Origin of the sequence: Pseudoxanthomonas mexicana (assembly GCF_010093385.1) — a bacterium.
Taxonomy (GTDB): domain Bacteria; phylum Pseudomonadota; class Gammaproteobacteria; order Xanthomonadales; family Xanthomonadaceae; genus Pseudoxanthomonas_A; species Pseudoxanthomonas_A mexicana.
In genome coordinates, this window is the sequence record NZ_PDWV01000074.1 from 1 (window position 1) to 15,155 (window position 15,155).

13 protein-coding genes and 5 tRNA genes are annotated in these 15,155 nt (G+C 67.8%); 14 read left to right on the top strand and 4 right to left on the bottom strand.

What is annotated here, in order from left to right:
* Nucleotides 1-27 precede the first annotated feature (27 nt).
* The 3 genes from phoR to CSC76_RS17570 all read right to left on the bottom strand — a co-directional run bounded on the left by phoR (nucleotide 28) and on the right by CSC76_RS17570 (nucleotide 4,111).
* On the bottom strand, nucleotides 28-1,365 hold the full coding sequence (gene phoR, locus CSC76_RS17560) for a phosphate regulon sensor histidine kinase PhoR (RefSeq protein ID WP_162111259.1): 1,338 nt from the start codon (nucleotides 1,363-1,365) through the stop codon (nucleotides 28-30).
* A 316-nt stretch (nucleotides 1,366-1,681) separates the two neighbouring features.
* On the bottom strand, nucleotides 1,682-2,371 hold the full coding sequence (gene phoB / locus CSC76_RS17565) for a phosphate regulon transcriptional regulator PhoB (RefSeq protein WP_162111260.1): 690 nt from the start codon (nucleotides 2,369-2,371) through the stop codon (nucleotides 1,682-1,684).
* A 99-nt stretch (nucleotides 2,372-2,470) separates the two neighbouring features.
* On the bottom strand, nucleotides 2,471-4,111 hold the full coding sequence (locus tag CSC76_RS17570) for a M48 family metalloprotease (protein WP_162111261.1): 1,641 nt from the start codon (nucleotides 4,109-4,111) through the stop codon (nucleotides 2,471-2,473).
* Between the two features lie 187 nt (nucleotides 4,112-4,298).
* Between CSC76_RS17570 and grxC the strand changes: the two genes are divergently transcribed.
* From grxC to CSC76_RS18910, 6 genes are all read left to right on the top strand, one after another.
* On the top strand, nucleotides 4,299-4,589 hold the full coding sequence (grxC, locus tag CSC76_RS17575; RefSeq protein ID WP_187572165.1) for a glutaredoxin 3: 291 nt from the start codon (nucleotides 4,299-4,301) through the stop codon (nucleotides 4,587-4,589).
* Nucleotides 4,586-4,981, top strand: coding sequence for a carboxymuconolactone decarboxylase family protein (locus tag CSC76_RS17580; RefSeq protein ID WP_162111263.1), 396 nt, complete (start codon nucleotides 4,586-4,588; stop codon nucleotides 4,979-4,981). Before grxC ends, CSC76_RS17580 begins: the two co-directional genes overlap by 4 nt.
* 150 nt (nucleotides 4,982-5,131) lie before the next feature.
* Nucleotides 5,132-6,139 (top strand): isocitrate dehydrogenase, encoded by a 1,008-nt coding sequence (locus tag CSC76_RS17585; protein ID WP_162111264.1) that lies wholly within the window; start codon nucleotides 5,132-5,134, stop codon nucleotides 6,137-6,139.
* A 99-nt stretch (nucleotides 6,140-6,238) separates the two neighbouring features.
* Nucleotides 6,239-8,074 (top strand): sodium:solute symporter family protein, encoded by a 1,836-nt coding sequence (locus tag CSC76_RS17590; RefSeq protein WP_162111265.1) that lies wholly within the window; start codon nucleotides 6,239-6,241, stop codon nucleotides 8,072-8,074.
* Nucleotides 8,075-8,188: 114 nt separating this feature from the next.
* Nucleotides 8,189-8,932, top strand: a complete 744-nt coding sequence (locus CSC76_RS18905; RefSeq protein ID WP_202923566.1) for a Na+/H+ antiporter NhaC family protein — start codon at nucleotides 8,189-8,191, stop codon at nucleotides 8,930-8,932.
* Nucleotides 8,893-9,495, top strand: coding sequence for a Na+/H+ antiporter NhaC family protein (locus CSC76_RS18910; protein WP_202923567.1), 603 nt, complete (start codon nucleotides 8,893-8,895; stop codon nucleotides 9,493-9,495). The genes CSC76_RS18905 and CSC76_RS18910 overlap by 40 nt, the downstream gene beginning before the upstream one ends.
* Nucleotides 9,496-9,565: 70 nt before the next feature.
* Here CSC76_RS18910 and CSC76_RS17600 read toward each other — a convergent pair whose 3' ends face one another.
* Complete coding sequence (locus CSC76_RS17600) at nucleotides 9,566-10,342, bottom strand: Bax inhibitor-1/YccA family protein (RefSeq protein WP_338014963.1); 777 nt, start codon at nucleotides 10,340-10,342, stop codon at nucleotides 9,566-9,568.
* A 148-nt stretch (nucleotides 10,343-10,490) separates the two neighbouring features.
* Here CSC76_RS17600 and CSC76_RS17605 point away from each other — a divergent pair.
* The 8 genes from CSC76_RS17605 to clpX all read left to right on the top strand — a co-directional run bounded on the left by CSC76_RS17605 (nucleotide 10,491) and on the right by clpX (nucleotide 14,992).
* Nucleotides 10,491-10,567: transfer RNA gene (locus tag CSC76_RS17605), tRNA-Pro, on the top strand.
* A gap of 58 nt (nucleotides 10,568-10,625) precedes the next feature.
* Nucleotides 10,626-10,702: transfer RNA gene (locus tag CSC76_RS17610), tRNA-Arg, on the top strand.
* Nucleotides 10,703-10,737: 35 nt separating this feature from the next.
* Nucleotides 10,738-10,814: transfer RNA gene (locus tag CSC76_RS17615), tRNA-His, on the top strand.
* A gap of 75 nt (nucleotides 10,815-10,889) precedes the next feature.
* A tRNA-Lys gene (locus CSC76_RS17620) sits at nucleotides 10,890-10,965 on the top strand.
* Nucleotides 10,966-11,097: 132 nt separating this feature from the next.
* A tRNA-Leu gene (locus CSC76_RS17625) sits at nucleotides 11,098-11,183 on the top strand.
* A gap of 403 nt (nucleotides 11,184-11,586) precedes the next feature.
* Complete coding sequence (gene tig, locus CSC76_RS17630; RefSeq protein ID WP_162111266.1) at nucleotides 11,587-12,879, top strand: trigger factor; 1,293 nt, start codon at nucleotides 11,587-11,589, stop codon at nucleotides 12,877-12,879.
* A 75-nt stretch (nucleotides 12,880-12,954) separates the two neighbouring features.
* Nucleotides 12,955-13,581 (top strand): ATP-dependent Clp endopeptidase proteolytic subunit ClpP, encoded by a 627-nt coding sequence (gene clpP, locus CSC76_RS17635; RefSeq protein ID WP_162111267.1) that lies wholly within the window; start codon nucleotides 12,955-12,957, stop codon nucleotides 13,579-13,581.
* 127 nt (nucleotides 13,582-13,708) lie between these two features.
* Complete coding sequence (clpX, locus tag CSC76_RS17640; RefSeq protein ID WP_162111268.1) at nucleotides 13,709-14,992, top strand: ATP-dependent Clp protease ATP-binding subunit ClpX; 1,284 nt, start codon at nucleotides 13,709-13,711, stop codon at nucleotides 14,990-14,992.
* Nucleotides 14,993-15,155 lie beyond the last annotated feature (163 nt).

The window sequence follows — 15,155 nt, forward strand, 5'->3', positions numbered from 1 at the left end:
CGGCGGGTGGCGCGTCGGGGGCGGCGTTCATGCGGTCTGATCCGTCAGGACGGGTAGGGAAGCGTCCAGGCGCGGTTCCACGCGCTCGGGACCGAAATGCACGGAGAAGGTGCTGCCCTGGCCCACCTCGCTTTCGATGTCCAGCCGGGCCTGGTGCAGGTTGAGTACGTGTTTGACGATGGACAGCCCCAGGCCGGTGCCACCGCTCTCTCGCGAGCGGCTGGTGGAGACGCGGTAGAAGCGCTCGGTGATGCGCGGCAGGTGCGAGGACGGGATGCCGTAGCCGGTGTCGCGGACGCTCAGTACCGCGCCGTCGCCCTCGCGCGCGAAACGGACGGTGATGGTGCCGCCCACGGGCGTGTAGCGCACGGAGTTGCTCACCAGGTTGGAGAATGCGCTGTGCAGCTCCTTGTTCGAGCCGGCCAGGTCCACGCCGGCCTCGTCCTGCACGACGATGGTGTGGCGGCGCTGGCTCAGCGCCTCGGCTTCGCGGCGCAGGGTCGCCAGCATCGGGGCCATGGCGACGTTCTCGTCGGGCAGGCTTTCCTGCGCCTCGAGGCGCGAGAGCGTCAGCAGGTCCTCGACCAGCTGGGTCATGCGCTGGGACTGCTTCTGCATTTCCGCCAGCATCGGCGCCCAGTCGGGATGCTCGCTGGGCTCCAGCATGTCCAGGTAGCCATGCACCACGGTCAGCGGCGTGCGCAACTCGTGCGAGACGTTGGCGACGAAGTCGCGACGCATCTGTTCCAGCCGCAGCATCTTGCTGACGTCGCGGGCGACCAGCAGCCAGTACTGGTCGGAATAGGGGATCAGGCGCAGGTTGAGGCGCAGGTCGGGGTCGACCGGCGACGCGGCATCCAGCATCGGTTCCGCGTTGCGGCCCGCGGCCAGCCAGTGCGACATCGGCAACGGCTGCAGGCGGTCGCCCACCGGCGCACCGATGTCGGCCGGGGACTGCAGGCCCAGCAGGCTGCTGGCGGCCTTGTTGAACCACTGCACGCGCTGGCTGTTGCGTTCCACCACCACCACCGCGTCGGGCAGGGCGGCCGCGGCGGCGCGGTAGGCGCGCAGCATGTCCAGCAGCCGGCGCTTGCGCGTGCGCATCTCGGCCTGGCCGCGGAACAGCAGGCGGTCCAGGTCGGTCCACACGCCCCGGCCCTGCGCCGGCTCCAGGCGCTGGCGTGCGGTCAGCCGCAGCAGCACCTTGCGCAGGCGCCAGTAGTGCCATGCCACCACGCCCAGCGCCGCCACGGTCACGACCGGCCATACCTGGCCGACCAGCAGGCCAACGACCACGGCCAGCGCCAGGATCAGCGCCAGCTGGCCGAGCGTCTTGAACCAGGCGGAACGGATGTCATGGGGCATGGGGCGATTGTAGGCAGATGTCTATGACAGCAGGGATGGGAAAACGCAGGTCGCGCGACGGGTATCGGGATACGAAGATGGTCAGCGGGGGCGCAGTGCGGCCGACGCGGTGTTCTCCGCTGTCATCCCGGCGAGGGTTGGGATCCCTGTGGCGCGTGGCCCGGCTTGAGGAGGTCCCGCGCAGGCACAACGGCACGTGCCGCATGGGTACCGGCCTTCGCCGGGGCGACGGAAGTGAGGCGGCAGGTCTTTTCCGCATCCCCGCATGGGTGGGGAGAAGTGCATTCACATCCGAGGTCCGGACGTGCCGGCATCCTCACATCGAAGCCGAGAAGCGGTAGCCCGAGCCGCGCACCGTCTGCACCATGTTCTCCAGCCCGTGCGGCTCCAACGTCTTGCGCAGGCGGCGGATGTGCACGTCCACGGTGCGCTCCTCCACGTACACGCTGCCGCCCCACACGTGGTCCAGCAGCTGGGTGCGCGAGTAGACGCGCTCGGGGTGGGTCATGAAGAAATGCAGCAGTCGATATTCGGTGGGACCGATCGGCCCGGGCGTGTCGCCGGCGAACACGCGGTGCGCGGCGCCGTCGATGCGCAGGCTGCCCACCGCCACGCTGCCGTCCTCGTCGTCGTCGCGCGAGCGGCGCATCACGGCGCGGATGCGGGCCAGCAGCTCCCGGGCCGAGAAGGGCTTGACCACGTAGTCGTCCACGCCGGCTTCAAGGCCGCCGACGCGGTCGTTCTCCTCGCCCCGGGCGGTCAGCATGATGATCGGCACGTCGCGGGTCATCGCGTCCTTGCGCCAGCGCCGGGCCAGCTCCAGGCCGCTGGTGCCGGGCAGCATCCAGTCCAGTAGGATCAGGTCCGGCACGCGGTCGGCGATGGCGTTCTGGGCTTCGCGGGCGTCGCCGGCGTGGATCGGTTCGTATTCGCCCTTGCGCAGGGCGAACGCCACCATGTCGCGGATGGCGGGCTCGTCGTCGACGATCAGGATGTGCTTCTGCACGCAGGATCCGGAGGCGAGGGGGACCGTGTCAGTAGACGACAATTTTATGACGTTTACATGACATGCCGCCGAGCTGTCACACGCAGGTCGGGCACGTGCTCAGCGGCGCTCCACGTCGGGGTCGCGGATGCCCTGGCGCCGCAGCTCCAGTACCTCCGGCGTGATGGCGGCGATGCGGGCGTCGATCCGGGCACGCGCGTAGAAGTCCAGGTCGTCCCGCTTCTTGAGGTTCTGCAGCTGGATCAGGGCCTGCTCGGGCCTGCCGTTCAGGTAGGCGGCCTCGGCGTAGGCCTCGCCGGCGCGGGCGACGTCGCCGGCCAACTCGTTGGCACGGGCGAACTGCTGCTGGAACACGGGGTCGTCGCCCGCGCGTCCCATCAGCGGGCGCAGGACGGCCTGCGCCCGCTGGCCGGCCTGTCGGCCGCCCTGCTCGTTGAGGACGCGGGCATAGGTCAGGCTGACGGCCCGGTTCTCGGGGTGGCGCTGCATCAGCGCGTCGAAGCGGCGGTTGGCCCCTTCCGCATTGCCCGTGCGCGATTCGGCCTCGCCCAGCGCCAGGGCCACCCACAGGTTGTCGGGGACCTCATCGGCCAGGGCCCGCAGTTCCGCCAGCGCCGTCCGCGTGTCGCCACCCTGCAGGTGGGCGACCGCCACGCCGTAACGCTGGGGGCCGGTCAGCGGCCTGCCGGCCTGGCGCCGCAGCGTCTCGTACTCGCGCACCGCGGCCGAGGGCGTGCTGGCGCTGAGCGCGCGCAGGCGTTCGCGGGCCCAGTCGAACTGCCCGGTCTCACCCCGCTGGAAGACCTGCGCGGGCAGGGTCACCGGGACGGGCAGCAGCGGGTTGTCGCTGCGCGTCTCCGGCAGGGTGATGCCGGAGCGCTCGAAGCGTTCGACGCGTTCGCCGCCCGGCACGCTGGTGACGGCGGTGACCTGTGTGGCCCGCAACTGGTCCGCGCGCTGGCGGGCCTCGCTGATGCGGGTGGTGGTCACCGGGTGGGTCTGCAGGTAGTCGGGGACGGCCTCGCGTCCGCTGCCGCGCGCGACCCGGGTGGCCTGCTGCAGCTTGGCGAAGAAGCCGGCCATAGCGTCGATGTCGTAACCGGCGCGGGAGAGGGTACGGATGCCCACGCGGTCGGCCTCGGATTCGTTGGACCGGGTGTAGTCGATCTGCCGTTCCTGCATCAGCCCCATCGCCGACGCGATGGCGGCCTGCGAGGCGTCGCCGCTGGAACTGCCGCCGGCCGCCTGCGCCAGCACGATGGCGCCCAGCATGCCCAGCAGGATAGGAATCTGGTCGCGCTGCGCGCGTTCCACGCCGCGCAGCACATGTTGCTGGGTGACATGCGCGATTTCGTGCGACAGGACGGCGGCCACCTCATCCTCGCGATCCGCGGTCAGCACCAGGCCGGCATTCATGCCGATGTAGCCGCCCAGCGTGGCGAAGGCATTGATCTGCCGGTCGCGCATCATGAAGAAGGTGTAGGCCTGCTGCGGGTTGTCGCTGTCGGCGCCCAGGCGGTTGCCCACGGTCTGCAGCCAGTCGGTGACCAGCGGGTCTTCCAGCAGGTAGCCGTAGTTGCGCAGCTCGCGCAGCATCATGCCGCCGTACTGGGCCTGGCGGGCCGGCGTGAGCAGCTCGCCTGCGGACGAGCCGATGTCGGGAAGCCGGCTGTCCTGCGACGCGGCCAGCGGGGCGGCAAGGGCCAGGGTCAGGGCGGTGGCGAGCAGCAATGGGCGCAAATGGAGGCTCCGTGGCGGATAATGACGCCGTCATCAGGATGACCGGTCGCTGATCCGGGCGAGTGAATACGTGGTTAACCGGGCCAGTACCGGTCCGCACTGTTCCATGTCGCCGGCTGGAAGCGGGCCCGGTCGGCCCGATATCGGCTGCGACCACCCTACGTTCCTTTCGTTCCGGAGAACTCCCTTGAGCGACACCCCGCAAGGCGCCACCGCGCCGGAAGTCATCCTCTACAGCACGGCGATCTGTCCTTACTGCGTGGCCGCCAAGAACTTCCTGAAGAGCAAGGGTCGGGACTGGACCGAGGTGCGCATCGACCTGGATCCGGCCGAACGCGAGAAGATGATCGCCCGTGCCAAGCGCACCAGCGTGCCGCAGATCTTCGTGGGCGAGGTCCATGTGGGCGGCTACGACGACATGATCGCGCTGCACCGCGCCGGGAAGCTCGACGCGCTGCTGGCGGGAGAGACCGCATGAGCGCCGGCGACGACAGCCAGGACCGCGTGAAGGCGTTCACCGAGTTCCGCCAGCGCATGAACAAGCGCATCCTGGATGAACCCAACCAGGTCGTGCGCCGCTTCTTCGCCCTGGATACGCAGACCTATCAGGCAGGCGCGCTGGACGTGAAGACCAAGGAGCTGCTGGGCCTGGTCGCATCGATGGTGCTGCGCTGCGACGACTGCATCAGCTATCACGTCGCCCAGTGCAAGGAAGCCGGCGTGACCCGCGAGGAGTTCTTCGAGACCTTCTCGGTGGGCCTGGTGGTGGGCGGTTCCATCGTCATTCCGCACCTGCGCCGGGCGGTGGATTTCCTCGACCAGCTGGAAGGTGGCGACGCCACCGCACCCGCGGCCCACGACCACGCCTGAACCGCTCCGCCCGGCCTCTGCGCCGGGCCTGCGACCATCGTCGATTTGGGACCGCGAGGGGCGCTCGGGCATAATGGCGGGCACAGACCTTCCCCTTCGCGCCCGCTCCGGCCCAGGCCCGCGCGCGCCCCTGTTCGGAAACCCCACTCAATGACCCAGACGATTACGGTCATCCGCGGCGACGGTATTGGCCCGGAGATCATGGACGCCACCCTGCACGTGCTCGACGCCCTCAAGGTCGGCCTGGCCTATGAAGACGCCGATGCCGGCCTCGTCGCGCTGGAAAAGCACGGCGACCTGCTGCCCCAGGCCACGCTGGATTCCATCCGCGGGAACGGTGTGGCCCTGAAGAGCCCGCTGACCACGCCGGTGGGCGAGGGCTTCAGTTCGATCAACGTGGCCCTGCGCCGCCACTTCGACCTGTACGCCAACGTGCGTCCGGCCAAGTCGTTCCCGAACACCAAGTCGCGCTTCCCGACGGGCGTGGACCTGATCACCGTGCGCGAGAACACCGAGGGCGCGTACATTGGTGAAGGCCAGTCGATCTCGGAAGACGGCGAAACCGCGCTGCTGACGCAGAAGATCACCCGCAAGGGCTCCGAGCGCATCGTGCGCTACGCCTTCGACCTGGCCCGCAAGACCGGCCGCAAGAAGGTCACCGTGGTGCACAAGGCCAACATCCTGAAGAGCACGTCCGGCCTGTTCCTGAAGGTGGCGCGCGAAGTGGCCGCGCAGTATCCCGACATCCAGTGCAACGAGATGATCGTGGACAACACCTGCATGCAGCTGGTGATGCGTCCGGAGCAGTTCGACATCATCGTCACCACCAACCTGTTCGGCGACATCATCTCGGACCTGTGCGCTGGCCTGGTCGGCGGCCTGGGCCTGGCACCGGGCGCCAACATCGGCACCGATGCGGCGATCTTCGAAGCCGTGCACGGCTCGGCGCCGGACATCGCGGGCAAGGGCATCGCCAACCCCTGCGCGCTGCTGCTGGGCGCGGCCCAGATGCTGGACCACCTGGGCCAGCCGGAGAAGGCCGAGCGCCTGCGCGCGGCCATCATCGCCACGCTGGAAGCCAAGGATTCGCTGACCCCGGCCCTGGGCGGCGAGGGCACCACGATGTCGTTCGCCAAGGCGATCGCCAGCCGCGTCTGATCGCGCTTCGTGCGCACCTGCGCGCCGTCGATGCGCGCAGGTGCGGTTTTGAGCCACGGTCCGCGTGGGTTATCCTCGGTCCCATGTTCCTCATGACGCTTGCCGTCGCGCCCGATGGGATCGCTGGCGGTCATTGACTGGACCATCGTCGCCGCCTACCTGGGGGTGACACTGCTGGTGGGCGCCTGGGTGTCCCGCACGGCGGGACGTTCGCTGGACTCCTACTTCGTCGCCGACCGGTCGCTGCCCTGGTGGTGGTTGGGCACCTCCATGGCGGCCACCACGTTCGCCGCGGACACGCCGCTGGTGGTGTCCGGCCTGGTCGCCAAGCATGGCGTCGCCGGCAACTGGCTGTGGTGGTCCTGGGCCATTTCCCACATTTCGGTCGCGGTCGTGTTCGCGGCACTGTGGCGCCGCTCGCGCGTCCTGACGGATGCCGAACTGATCGAACTTCGCTACAGCGGACGCTCCGCAGCGTGGCTGCGGGGATTCAAGGCGGCATTCTTCGCCATCCTTATCAACGCCATCATCCTGGGGTGGGTGGTCAGGGCGATGGTCAAGATCGCCGCGCCCTTCGTGGACTGGCACGCGTGGCTGGGGCCCGCGGCCATGGAGGCGTTCACCGCATTCTGGCCCGTCGCGCTGCTGGTCGGTTCGCCGGGCGACACCATCACGGTGCTGGTGCTGTTCTGCGTGATCGGTGCCTACTCCAGCCTGGGCGGCATCCGTGGCGTCATCCTGACCGACCTGCTCCAGTTCGCCATGGCGCTGGTCGGCGGCGTGGCCTTTGCGTGGATCGCGGTCGATCACGTGGGAGGACTGCAGGGCCTGCAGGCGGGGCTGGCACGGCACTACGACGGGGCAAGCCTGCTGGGCTTCGTGCCCGGGCGCGATGCCGCCTGGTTGCCGGGGCAGGTGTTCCTGACCTACATCGCCGTGCAATGGTGGGCGCAGTACTACAGCGATGGCAGCGGCTATCTCGCCCAGCGCGTGTTCACGGCACGCGACGAGCGCCACGCGACTGCGGGAACGCTCTGGTTCGCCGTGCTCAACTATGCGGGGCGTACCTGGCCGTGGGTGCTGGTGGCGCTGGTCGCGCTGGTGGTGTTTCCCATGGGCGTGAACGGGGGTGGCGCGGATGCCGAGGTGGTGGCGGCAGACCGCGAGATGGCATATCCGGTGCTGATGGCGCGTCTGCTGCCGGCCGGCCTGCTGGGGCTGCTGTTCGCGTCGCTGCTGGCCGCCTTCATGAGTACTGTGGACACCCATCTCAACTGGGGGGCGAGTTATCTCACCCATGACCTGTATCGGCGCTTCGTCGCGCCCGATGCCAGCCAGTCGCGGCTGGTCTGGGTCAGCCGGCTCTCGGTGATGCTGCTCACGGCGATGGGGGTGGTGGGGGCGTCGCGGATCGACAGCATCGAGCAGGCGTGGCGGCTTTTCATCGCACTGGGCGCAGGACTCGGTCTTCCGTCGATGCTGCGATGGTTCTGGTGGCGGGCGAACGCATGGACGGAGATCGCGGGCATCGTGGCGGCGGTGTCGTCCGCGCTCGTGCTGTATCCCCTGTTCCCCGATGCGCGCGACGAATACCTGCTGCTGGCCATCGTGGCGATCGCTACGGTCAGCGCCCTGCTGGCCACCTGGCTGACGCCGCCGGTCCCCGACGCGCATCTGGAAGCGTTCACGCGCCGCGTGCATCCGCCGGGCTGGTGGCGCGACCTGCCGGGGGCGGCCCCGAGGCGAGCGATGGGCTGGCTGGGGATCGCCTGGGTGTCGGGCAATGCCGGGGTGTTCGCGCTGATGTTCGGCATCGGCGGTTTGCTGCGGGGCTCGTCTGTGACGGGTGCGCTCCTGGGCCTCGGTGGGCTGGTCGGGGTGTGGGGGGCGTTCCGGGGCAGCGAAGCGTTCCGCATGGCGAGTGCGCCACGGTAGCTGGGCAGGTCCGGGTTCCAGCGTCCCGTTTTTGTCGGCCTATGTCCCACCCATGGGGTTGGACGCTAGGCTGGCGGCACGCACAATCCGCGGCCCCACGCAGAAGGCCCTGCCATGTCCGTCCGCCCCAGTGCGCTTGCACTGACTCCGCTGCTGCTGTTCCTGGCGCTGTTCTTCGGTGCCGGGATGTACTACACGGCGCAGGGCGAGGCCATGGGGTTCTATCAACTGCGAGCGCCGGTGGCGATCCTGCCGGCCCTGGCGCTGGGCGTCTGGCTTGCGCGCAGGCGCGGTGTTCCCGCGCAGCAGACCCTGCTGCAGGGCATGGGCGACGGCAACGTCATGCTGATGTGCCTGATCTTCCTGCTCGCGGGGGCATTCGCCACGGTGTCCAAAGCCATCGGTGCCGTCGATGCGGTGGTCGCGCTGGGGCTGGGCGCTTTGCCGGGCGGCCTGATCCTGCCAGGCCTGTTCCTGGTGGCCGCGTTCGTGTCGCTGTCCATCGGCACGTCGATGGGGACGCTGGCGGCGGTGGTGCCGATCGCGCTGGGGGTGGCCGATGCCGCGGGCCTGGATCGCGTGCTGGTGACGTCCGCCGTGCTGGGCGGCGCCATGTTCGGCGACAACCTGTCGATCATCTCCGATACCACCATTGCGGCCACCCGCAGCCAGGGTGCGGAGATGCGCGACAAGTTCCGCGAGAACTTCCGGATCGCGCTGCCCGCTGCCATCGCCACGATCGTCCTGCTCGCCCCCTGGGCGACGCCGCGCCGGTGGATGCCCCCGACGCCGCTTCGCCCTGGTTGGTGCTCCCGTACGTGGTGGTGCTCGGCCTGGCGCTGGCCGGTCTGGACGTAGTGCTGGTGCTGGGCATCGGCCTGGTGGTTTCCGGCGTGTTCGGCTTCGTGCTGGCGCAGGAGTACGACGTGGTTTCGTTCGCCGGCGACATCTACCTGGGGTTCGAGAGCATGGTCGAGATCACGCTGCTGTCGATCCTCATCGGCGGCCTGGCGGCGCTGATCAAGGCGACCGGTGGTCTGGCATGGCTGGCGCAGGTCATTGCGAAGTTCGCGCGAGGTCATACCGGGCGCAGGTCGGGTGAACTCAGCATCGCCGCACTGGCGGCCGGCTCAGACGCCCTGACGGCGAACAACACCGTCGCCATCCTGGTGACCGGCAGCCTGGCGAAGGACATCGCGCAACGCCACGGCATCAGCCCACGGCGCGCGGCCAGCGTGCTCGACATCTTCGCGTGCGTGGTGCAGGGCGTACTGCCGTACGGCGCGCAGATCCTGCTGGCGGCATCGCTGGCGGCAGTGTCGCCGCTGGCACTGGCGGGCAGCGTGTACTACTGCTGGCTGCTGGCGCTGTCTGCCATCGGATTCATGCTGTGGCCCCGCCGCGCGGCCGCACCGCGCTAGCGCCAGCCGATGGCCGAAATGGAACGGGGCGCCCTGGGCGCCCCGTCCTGTTTCAGTAACCCGCGCGCGCTCAGTCGCGCGATTGCAGCTTGGCCAGCAGGCGCCGGAATTCGATGTACAGCCACACCAGCGTGACCATCAGGCCGAACGCGCCGTACCACTCCATGTACTTCGGTGCGCCGGCTTCCACGCCGGACTCGATGAAGTCGAAATCCAGCACCAGGTTCAGCGCCGCGATCACCACCACGAACAGGCTGAAGCCGATGCCGACCAGGCCGGATTCGTGGATCAGCGGGATGTCCTTGCCGAACAGGCGCAGGCCCATCGACACCAGATAGACCAGGGCGATGCCACCGGTCGCCGCCACCACGCCCAGCTTGAAGTTTTCGGTGGCGCGGATCAGGCCGCTGCGGTAGGCCGCCAGCAGGGCGCCGAGCGTACCGAAGGTCATCACCACGGCCTGGAACACGATACCGGGGTACTTGAGTTCGAACACGGCCGAGATCGCGCCCAGGAAGAAACCTTCGACCAGCGCGTAGAGCGGCGCGGTGACGGGCGACCAGGTCTTCTTGAACACCGTGACCATGGCGAGGATGAAGCCGCCGATGGCGCCGCCCAACGCGTAGATCGTGACGCCCGGTGCCACCATGGCCGTGCCGTCCGGGCCGGTGACCACCGATTGCGTCCAGGCGAAGGCGGCCGTCAGGACCGACAGCAGCAACAGGATGCCGGTCTTGTTGACGGTGCCGTTCAGCGTCATCGCCCCGGCGTCGCGCGAGACGACGGTGCCGCTGCCCAGGTCGAGGAAAGTCGATTCCTTCAGTGCCGGATTGCCGCTGCGTATCATGGTGCCCTCATGTGTTTGCCGGACGTCTGTCCCCAGTGGACGAGCATAGCGTACGCGGTGGTCGCTCACGTTTCGTTTGACAGGCGGGCCGCAGGTTCCGACAATGTGCGACCTCGTTGGCGTCCAGACGCCACGCCGGGACCCTCGTCGGGGTATAGCGCAGTCTGGTAGCGCATCTGCTTTGGGAGCAGAGGGTCGGGGGTTCGAATCCCTCTACCCCGACCAGTCTGATGTACTGCCCGGGTGTGTGTCGGCAGGGCGGGGATGCGACAATCCGGTCCGGGCGCCCGTAGCTCAACCGGATAGAGCACCGGCCTTCTAAGCCGGCGGTTACAGGTTCGAGTCCTGTCGGGCGCGCCACTTCCGGCGCAACCGGGAGGAAGCAGGTTTCAGTGGTGGCTGTAGCTCAGTTGGTTAGAGTACTGGATTGTGATTCCAGATGTCGGGGGTTCGAGTCCCCTCAGCCACCCCACTGATTCCAGGATCTCCGCGCCGCGGGGGTTCACAGAAAAAAGCGATGCGGTTACACTACGCGTCTGATGTTTCGGGGCCGTTAGCTCAGTTGGTAGAGCAGTTGACTCTTAATCAATAGGTCCAAGGTTCGAATCCTTGACGGCCCACCAATCCCGAAAACGCCCGGCCCCGCCGGGCGTTTTTCTTTTCTATCGAAACTCAGGCGTCCTGGCGCGCTGCGGCGCATTCCAGGGTCGCGGTGGCCGAGGGCAGGTCGAGGCACGGTACAATCGCCGGGCTATGCGAAAGTGGCGGAATTGGTAGACGCACTGGATTTAGGTTCCAGCGGGTAACCCCCGTGAGGGTTCGAGTCCCTCCTTTCGCACCACGCCCCGCGAATGCCGGATGGCATGATCATGAATGCGCATTGGCGACGCCCGGCGGGTGATCGCGGGCCATGCGTGCCGCCTTGGGAGGGTGGGACGCGGCAGGGCTGAGCGGCGCTTCGCCCGCTCATGACCGTTTTGATGTCCGCAAAGGGTAGGGATCTCCTGCGTGGTGGTCCCCGTCGTCTTCGGGCGGGCGCGGCGTCCGGCGGAGGCTCCCCCTGCGGCAAGGTCGGCAGCCCGTACCGGGGCTGGGGAGGCCGCCCATTGCCTTCCTGCTGGCAGCCCGCCGCGGAATCGGCGAAACTAGTAAGTTCCGTCGGGAGGGGCGCTGCGCCCTGGTCCCGGACGTCCCGGATTATCAACAGTGCCCCGGTCATGCCGTGGCCGCAGGAGTCAGTGAGTATGCAAGTTTCGGTCGAATCGGTCGGCAACCTCGAGCGCCGCATGAGCTTCAGCCTGCCGGCTGAGCGCCTGGACACCCACATCGGCGGCCGCCTGCGCGAACTGTCGCGCACTGCGCGCATCAAGGGGTTCCGTCCCGGCAAGGTGCCGGCCAAGGTCATCGAGCAGCGCTACGGCGACCAGGTGCGCGCCGAGGCCCTGGACGGCCTGCTGCGCGAGACCTTCAATAACGCCGTGCGCGAGCAGGACCTTCAGCTGGCCGGCAACCCGCGCATCGAGAAGCAGGGCGAGGGCGAGCTGGATTTCGTGGCTACGTTCGAGGTGGTGCCGGACTTCGGCGACATCGATGTCGCCAAGCTCAATGTCGTCCGCCATACCGCGGAAGTGACCGACGCGGACATCGACCAGATGGTCGACAACCTGCGCATGCAGCGCCGTACCTTCCAGGTGGTCGAGCGCGGCGCCCAGGTGGGCGATCGTGTGGCGCTGGAGACCTGGTCGCAGGCGGGCGAGGAGCGCATGCCGGCCGAAGGCATCGAGAAGGGCGCCACCCTGATCGGTTCGGGCGTGATGTTCGGCGAGATCGAGCAGGCCCTGGTGGGCCTGGCCAAGGGTGACGAGAAGACCGTGTCGGTGACGTTCCCGGCCGACTGGCGCGTGCCGCAGTTGGCGGGCAGGCAGGTCGACGTGCACGTGAAGGTCACCGAGGTGGCCGAGTCGGTGGTGCCCGAGGTCGACCGCGACTTCATCCGCAGCTTCGGCGTGAAGAGCGGCGATGCCGAGCAGTTCCGTGCCGATATCCGCAGCAACCTGGAGCGCGAGCTGAAGGGTGCGCTGATGACCCGCCTGCGCCGCGAAGTGGGCGAGCAGCTGATCGCCGCCTACGCCCATGTCGAGATGCCGCCGCGCCTGGTCGAGAACGAGGCCCGCGTGATGGTCCAGCAGGCGGCCGAGCAGGCCCGCCGTCAGGGTCAGCAGGTGCAGATCCCCGACAACGCCCACGAAGGCTTCATGGACGCGGCCCGCAAGCGCGTCCTGGTGGGCCTGCTGGTGGGCGAGGTGGCCCGCCGCAACCAGCTGCGCCTGGACCCCAAGCGCCTGAACGAGACCCTGCGCCTGATCGCCTCTACCTACGAAGAGCCGGAGCAGGTCATTGAGTTGTACCGCAACGACCCCCAGTTGATGAACAGTCTGCAGGGCCGCGTGATGGAAGAGCAGGTGATCGACTGGATCGCCGAGCGCGCCCAGCACACCGAGCAGACGCTTTCCTTCCAGGAAGCCATCCGCAACTGAGCCGGGCGCCCGCCCGGGCAGAAGGTCCGGCTATCCTAGGCCGGACCTTTTCACGAACGACAGGCGCGAGAACCGATGAGTATTGAAACCAAAGCCCTCAACCTGGTGCCGATGGTGGTCGAGCAGACCAGCCGCGGCGAGCGCGCCTACGACATCTATTCCCGCCTGCTGAAGGAGCGCGTGATCTTCCTGGTCGGCGGCGTGGACGACCACGTGGCCAATGTCATCGTGGCGCAGATGCTGTTCCTCGAGGCGGAGAACCCGGAGAAGGACATCAGCCTGTACATCAACTCGCCCGGTGGCGTGGTGACGGCGGGCATGGCCATCTACGACACCATGCAGTACATCAAGCCGGACGTGAGCACGATCTGCGTCGGGCAGGCGGCCAGCATGGGCGCGCTGCTGCTGGCGGCAGGTGCCAAGGGCAAGCGTTATGCCCTGCCGAATTCGCGCGTGATGATCCATCAGCCGCTGGGTGGCTTCCAGGGCCAGGCCACGGACATCGACATCCACGCCCGCGAGATCCTCACGCTGCGCGCCAAGCTGAACGCCATCCTGTCCCACCACACCGGGCAGTCGCTGGAAACCATCGAGCGTGATACCGAGCGCGACAACTTCAAGAGTGCGGCCGATTCGCAGGCGTATGGCCTGGTCGACCAGGTGCTCGAACGGCGCCCGGACGAGTCGATCCAGCCGGCCTGATCGCCTGCATTGACCGGTTTTCCGGCCCAAATCCCCCTGTTCACGGACCCGGCTGACAGGCCGGGGCCGTGTGCTATTCTCCGACCGAAAGCCCCCGGGGCAGGTTGAGCGACCGAGTAATACCAGCATGAGCGAAGATCGTCAGGGCCGTACCGGCGACAGCACCAAAATCCTGTACTGCTCGTTCTGCGGCAAGAGCCAGCACGAAGTCCGCAAGCTCATTGCGGGCCCCAGCGTGTTCATCTGCGATGAATGCGTCGAGCTGTGCAACGACATCATCCGCGAAGAGCTGGAAGAGAAGGCCCAGTCGGCCCGCAGCCACCTGCCCAAGCCGCGCGAGATCCTCGAGGTCCTGGATCAGTACGTGATCGGCCAGAACCGCGCCAAGCGTACGCTGGCGGTCGCGGTGTACAACCACTACAAGCGCATCGAGAGCCGTAGCAAGAACGACGAGGTCGAACTGGCCAAGTCCAACATCCTGCTGGCCGGCCCGACCGGTTCGGGCAAGACGCTGCTGGCCGAAACGCTGGCGCGCCTGCTCAACGTGCCGTTCACCATCGCCGACGCCACCACGCTGACCGAAGCCGGTTACGTGGGCGAGGACGTGGAGAACATCATCCAGAAGCTGCTGCAGAAGTGCGACTACGACGTCGACAAGGCGCAGCAGGGCATCGTCTACATCGACGAGATCGACAAGATCTCGCGCAAGAGCGAGAACCCCTCGATCACCCGCGACGTGTCCGGCGAAGGCGTCCAGCAGGCCCTGCTGAAGCTGATCGAAGGCACCGTGGCCAGCGTGCCCCCGCAGGGTGGCCGCAAGCACCCGCAGCAGGAATTCCTGCAGGTGGACACGAAGAACATCCTGTTCATCTGCGGTGGCGCATTCGCGGGACTGGACAAGATCATCCAGCAGCGCAGTACCGAGGCCAGCGGCATCGGCTTCGGCGCCAAGGTGAAGAGCGCCGAGCGCAAGACCGAGACCGGCAAGCTGCTGACCGACGTCGAGCCGGAAGACCTGATCAAGTTCGGCCTGATCCCCGAGTTCGTCGGCCGCCTGCCGGTGGTCGCCACGCTGGAGGAGCTGGACGAGGCCGCCCTGGTGAAGATCCTCACCGAGCCCAAGAACGCCATCACCAAACAGTTCAAGAAGCTGTTCGAGATGGAGGGCGTGGAGCTGGAATTCCGCCCCGACGCGCTGTCGGCGATCGCCCGCAAGGCGCTGAAGCGCAAGACCGGCGCGCGCGGCCTGCGCACCATCGTCGAATCCGTTCTGCTGGATACCATGTACGAACTGCCGTCGCTGGAAAACGTCAGCAAGGTGGTGGTGGATGAGTCGGTGATCGAGCACAAGTCCGAGCCGTACCTGATCTACCAGAACCCGCCCGCTCCGAAGGTGGCGGCGGCCGAGTGACCGGCCCCGCAGGCGGTTCTCCGACAGGCGCCCTTGTGGCGCCTGTTCATTTTTCGGGGCGCGCGTGCAACAGCCTGGTTTTGCTGCGGTTTCCATCGCGCTATTGCATCCCCGTGCCGATGGCCCCCTAAATGTCCCTTTTACCAATCTTCGCAGCCCCCCG

Bases quoted from the DNA above. Each gene is read 5' to 3' on its own strand.
- phoR (WP_162111259.1), bottom strand. From the start codon at position 1,365: ATGCCCCATGACATCCGTTCCGCCTGGTTCAAGACGCTCGGCCAGCTG.
- CSC76_RS17580 (WP_162111263.1), top strand. From the start codon at position 4,586: ATGAGCGCCGGCGACGACAGCCAGGACCGCGTGAAGGCGTTCACCGAG.
- CSC76_RS17585 (WP_162111264.1), top strand. From the start codon at position 5,132: ATGACCCAGACGATTACGGTCATCCGCGGCGACGGTATTGGCCCGGAG.
- CSC76_RS18905 (WP_202923566.1), top strand. From the start codon at position 8,189: ATGTCCGTCCGCCCCAGTGCGCTTGCACTGACTCCGCTGCTGCTGTTC.
- CSC76_RS17600 (WP_338014963.1), bottom strand. From the start codon at position 10,342: ATGATACGCAGCGGCAATCCGGCACTGAAGGAATCGACTTTCCTCGAC.
- tig (WP_162111266.1), top strand. From the start codon at position 11,587: ATGCAAGTTTCGGTCGAATCGGTCGGCAACCTCGAGCGCCGCATGAGC.
- clpP (WP_162111267.1), top strand. From the start codon at position 12,955: ATGAGTATTGAAACCAAAGCCCTCAACCTGGTGCCGATGGTGGTCGAG.
- clpX (WP_162111268.1), top strand. From the start codon at position 13,709: ATGAGCGAAGATCGTCAGGGCCGTACCGGCGACAGCACCAAAATCCTG.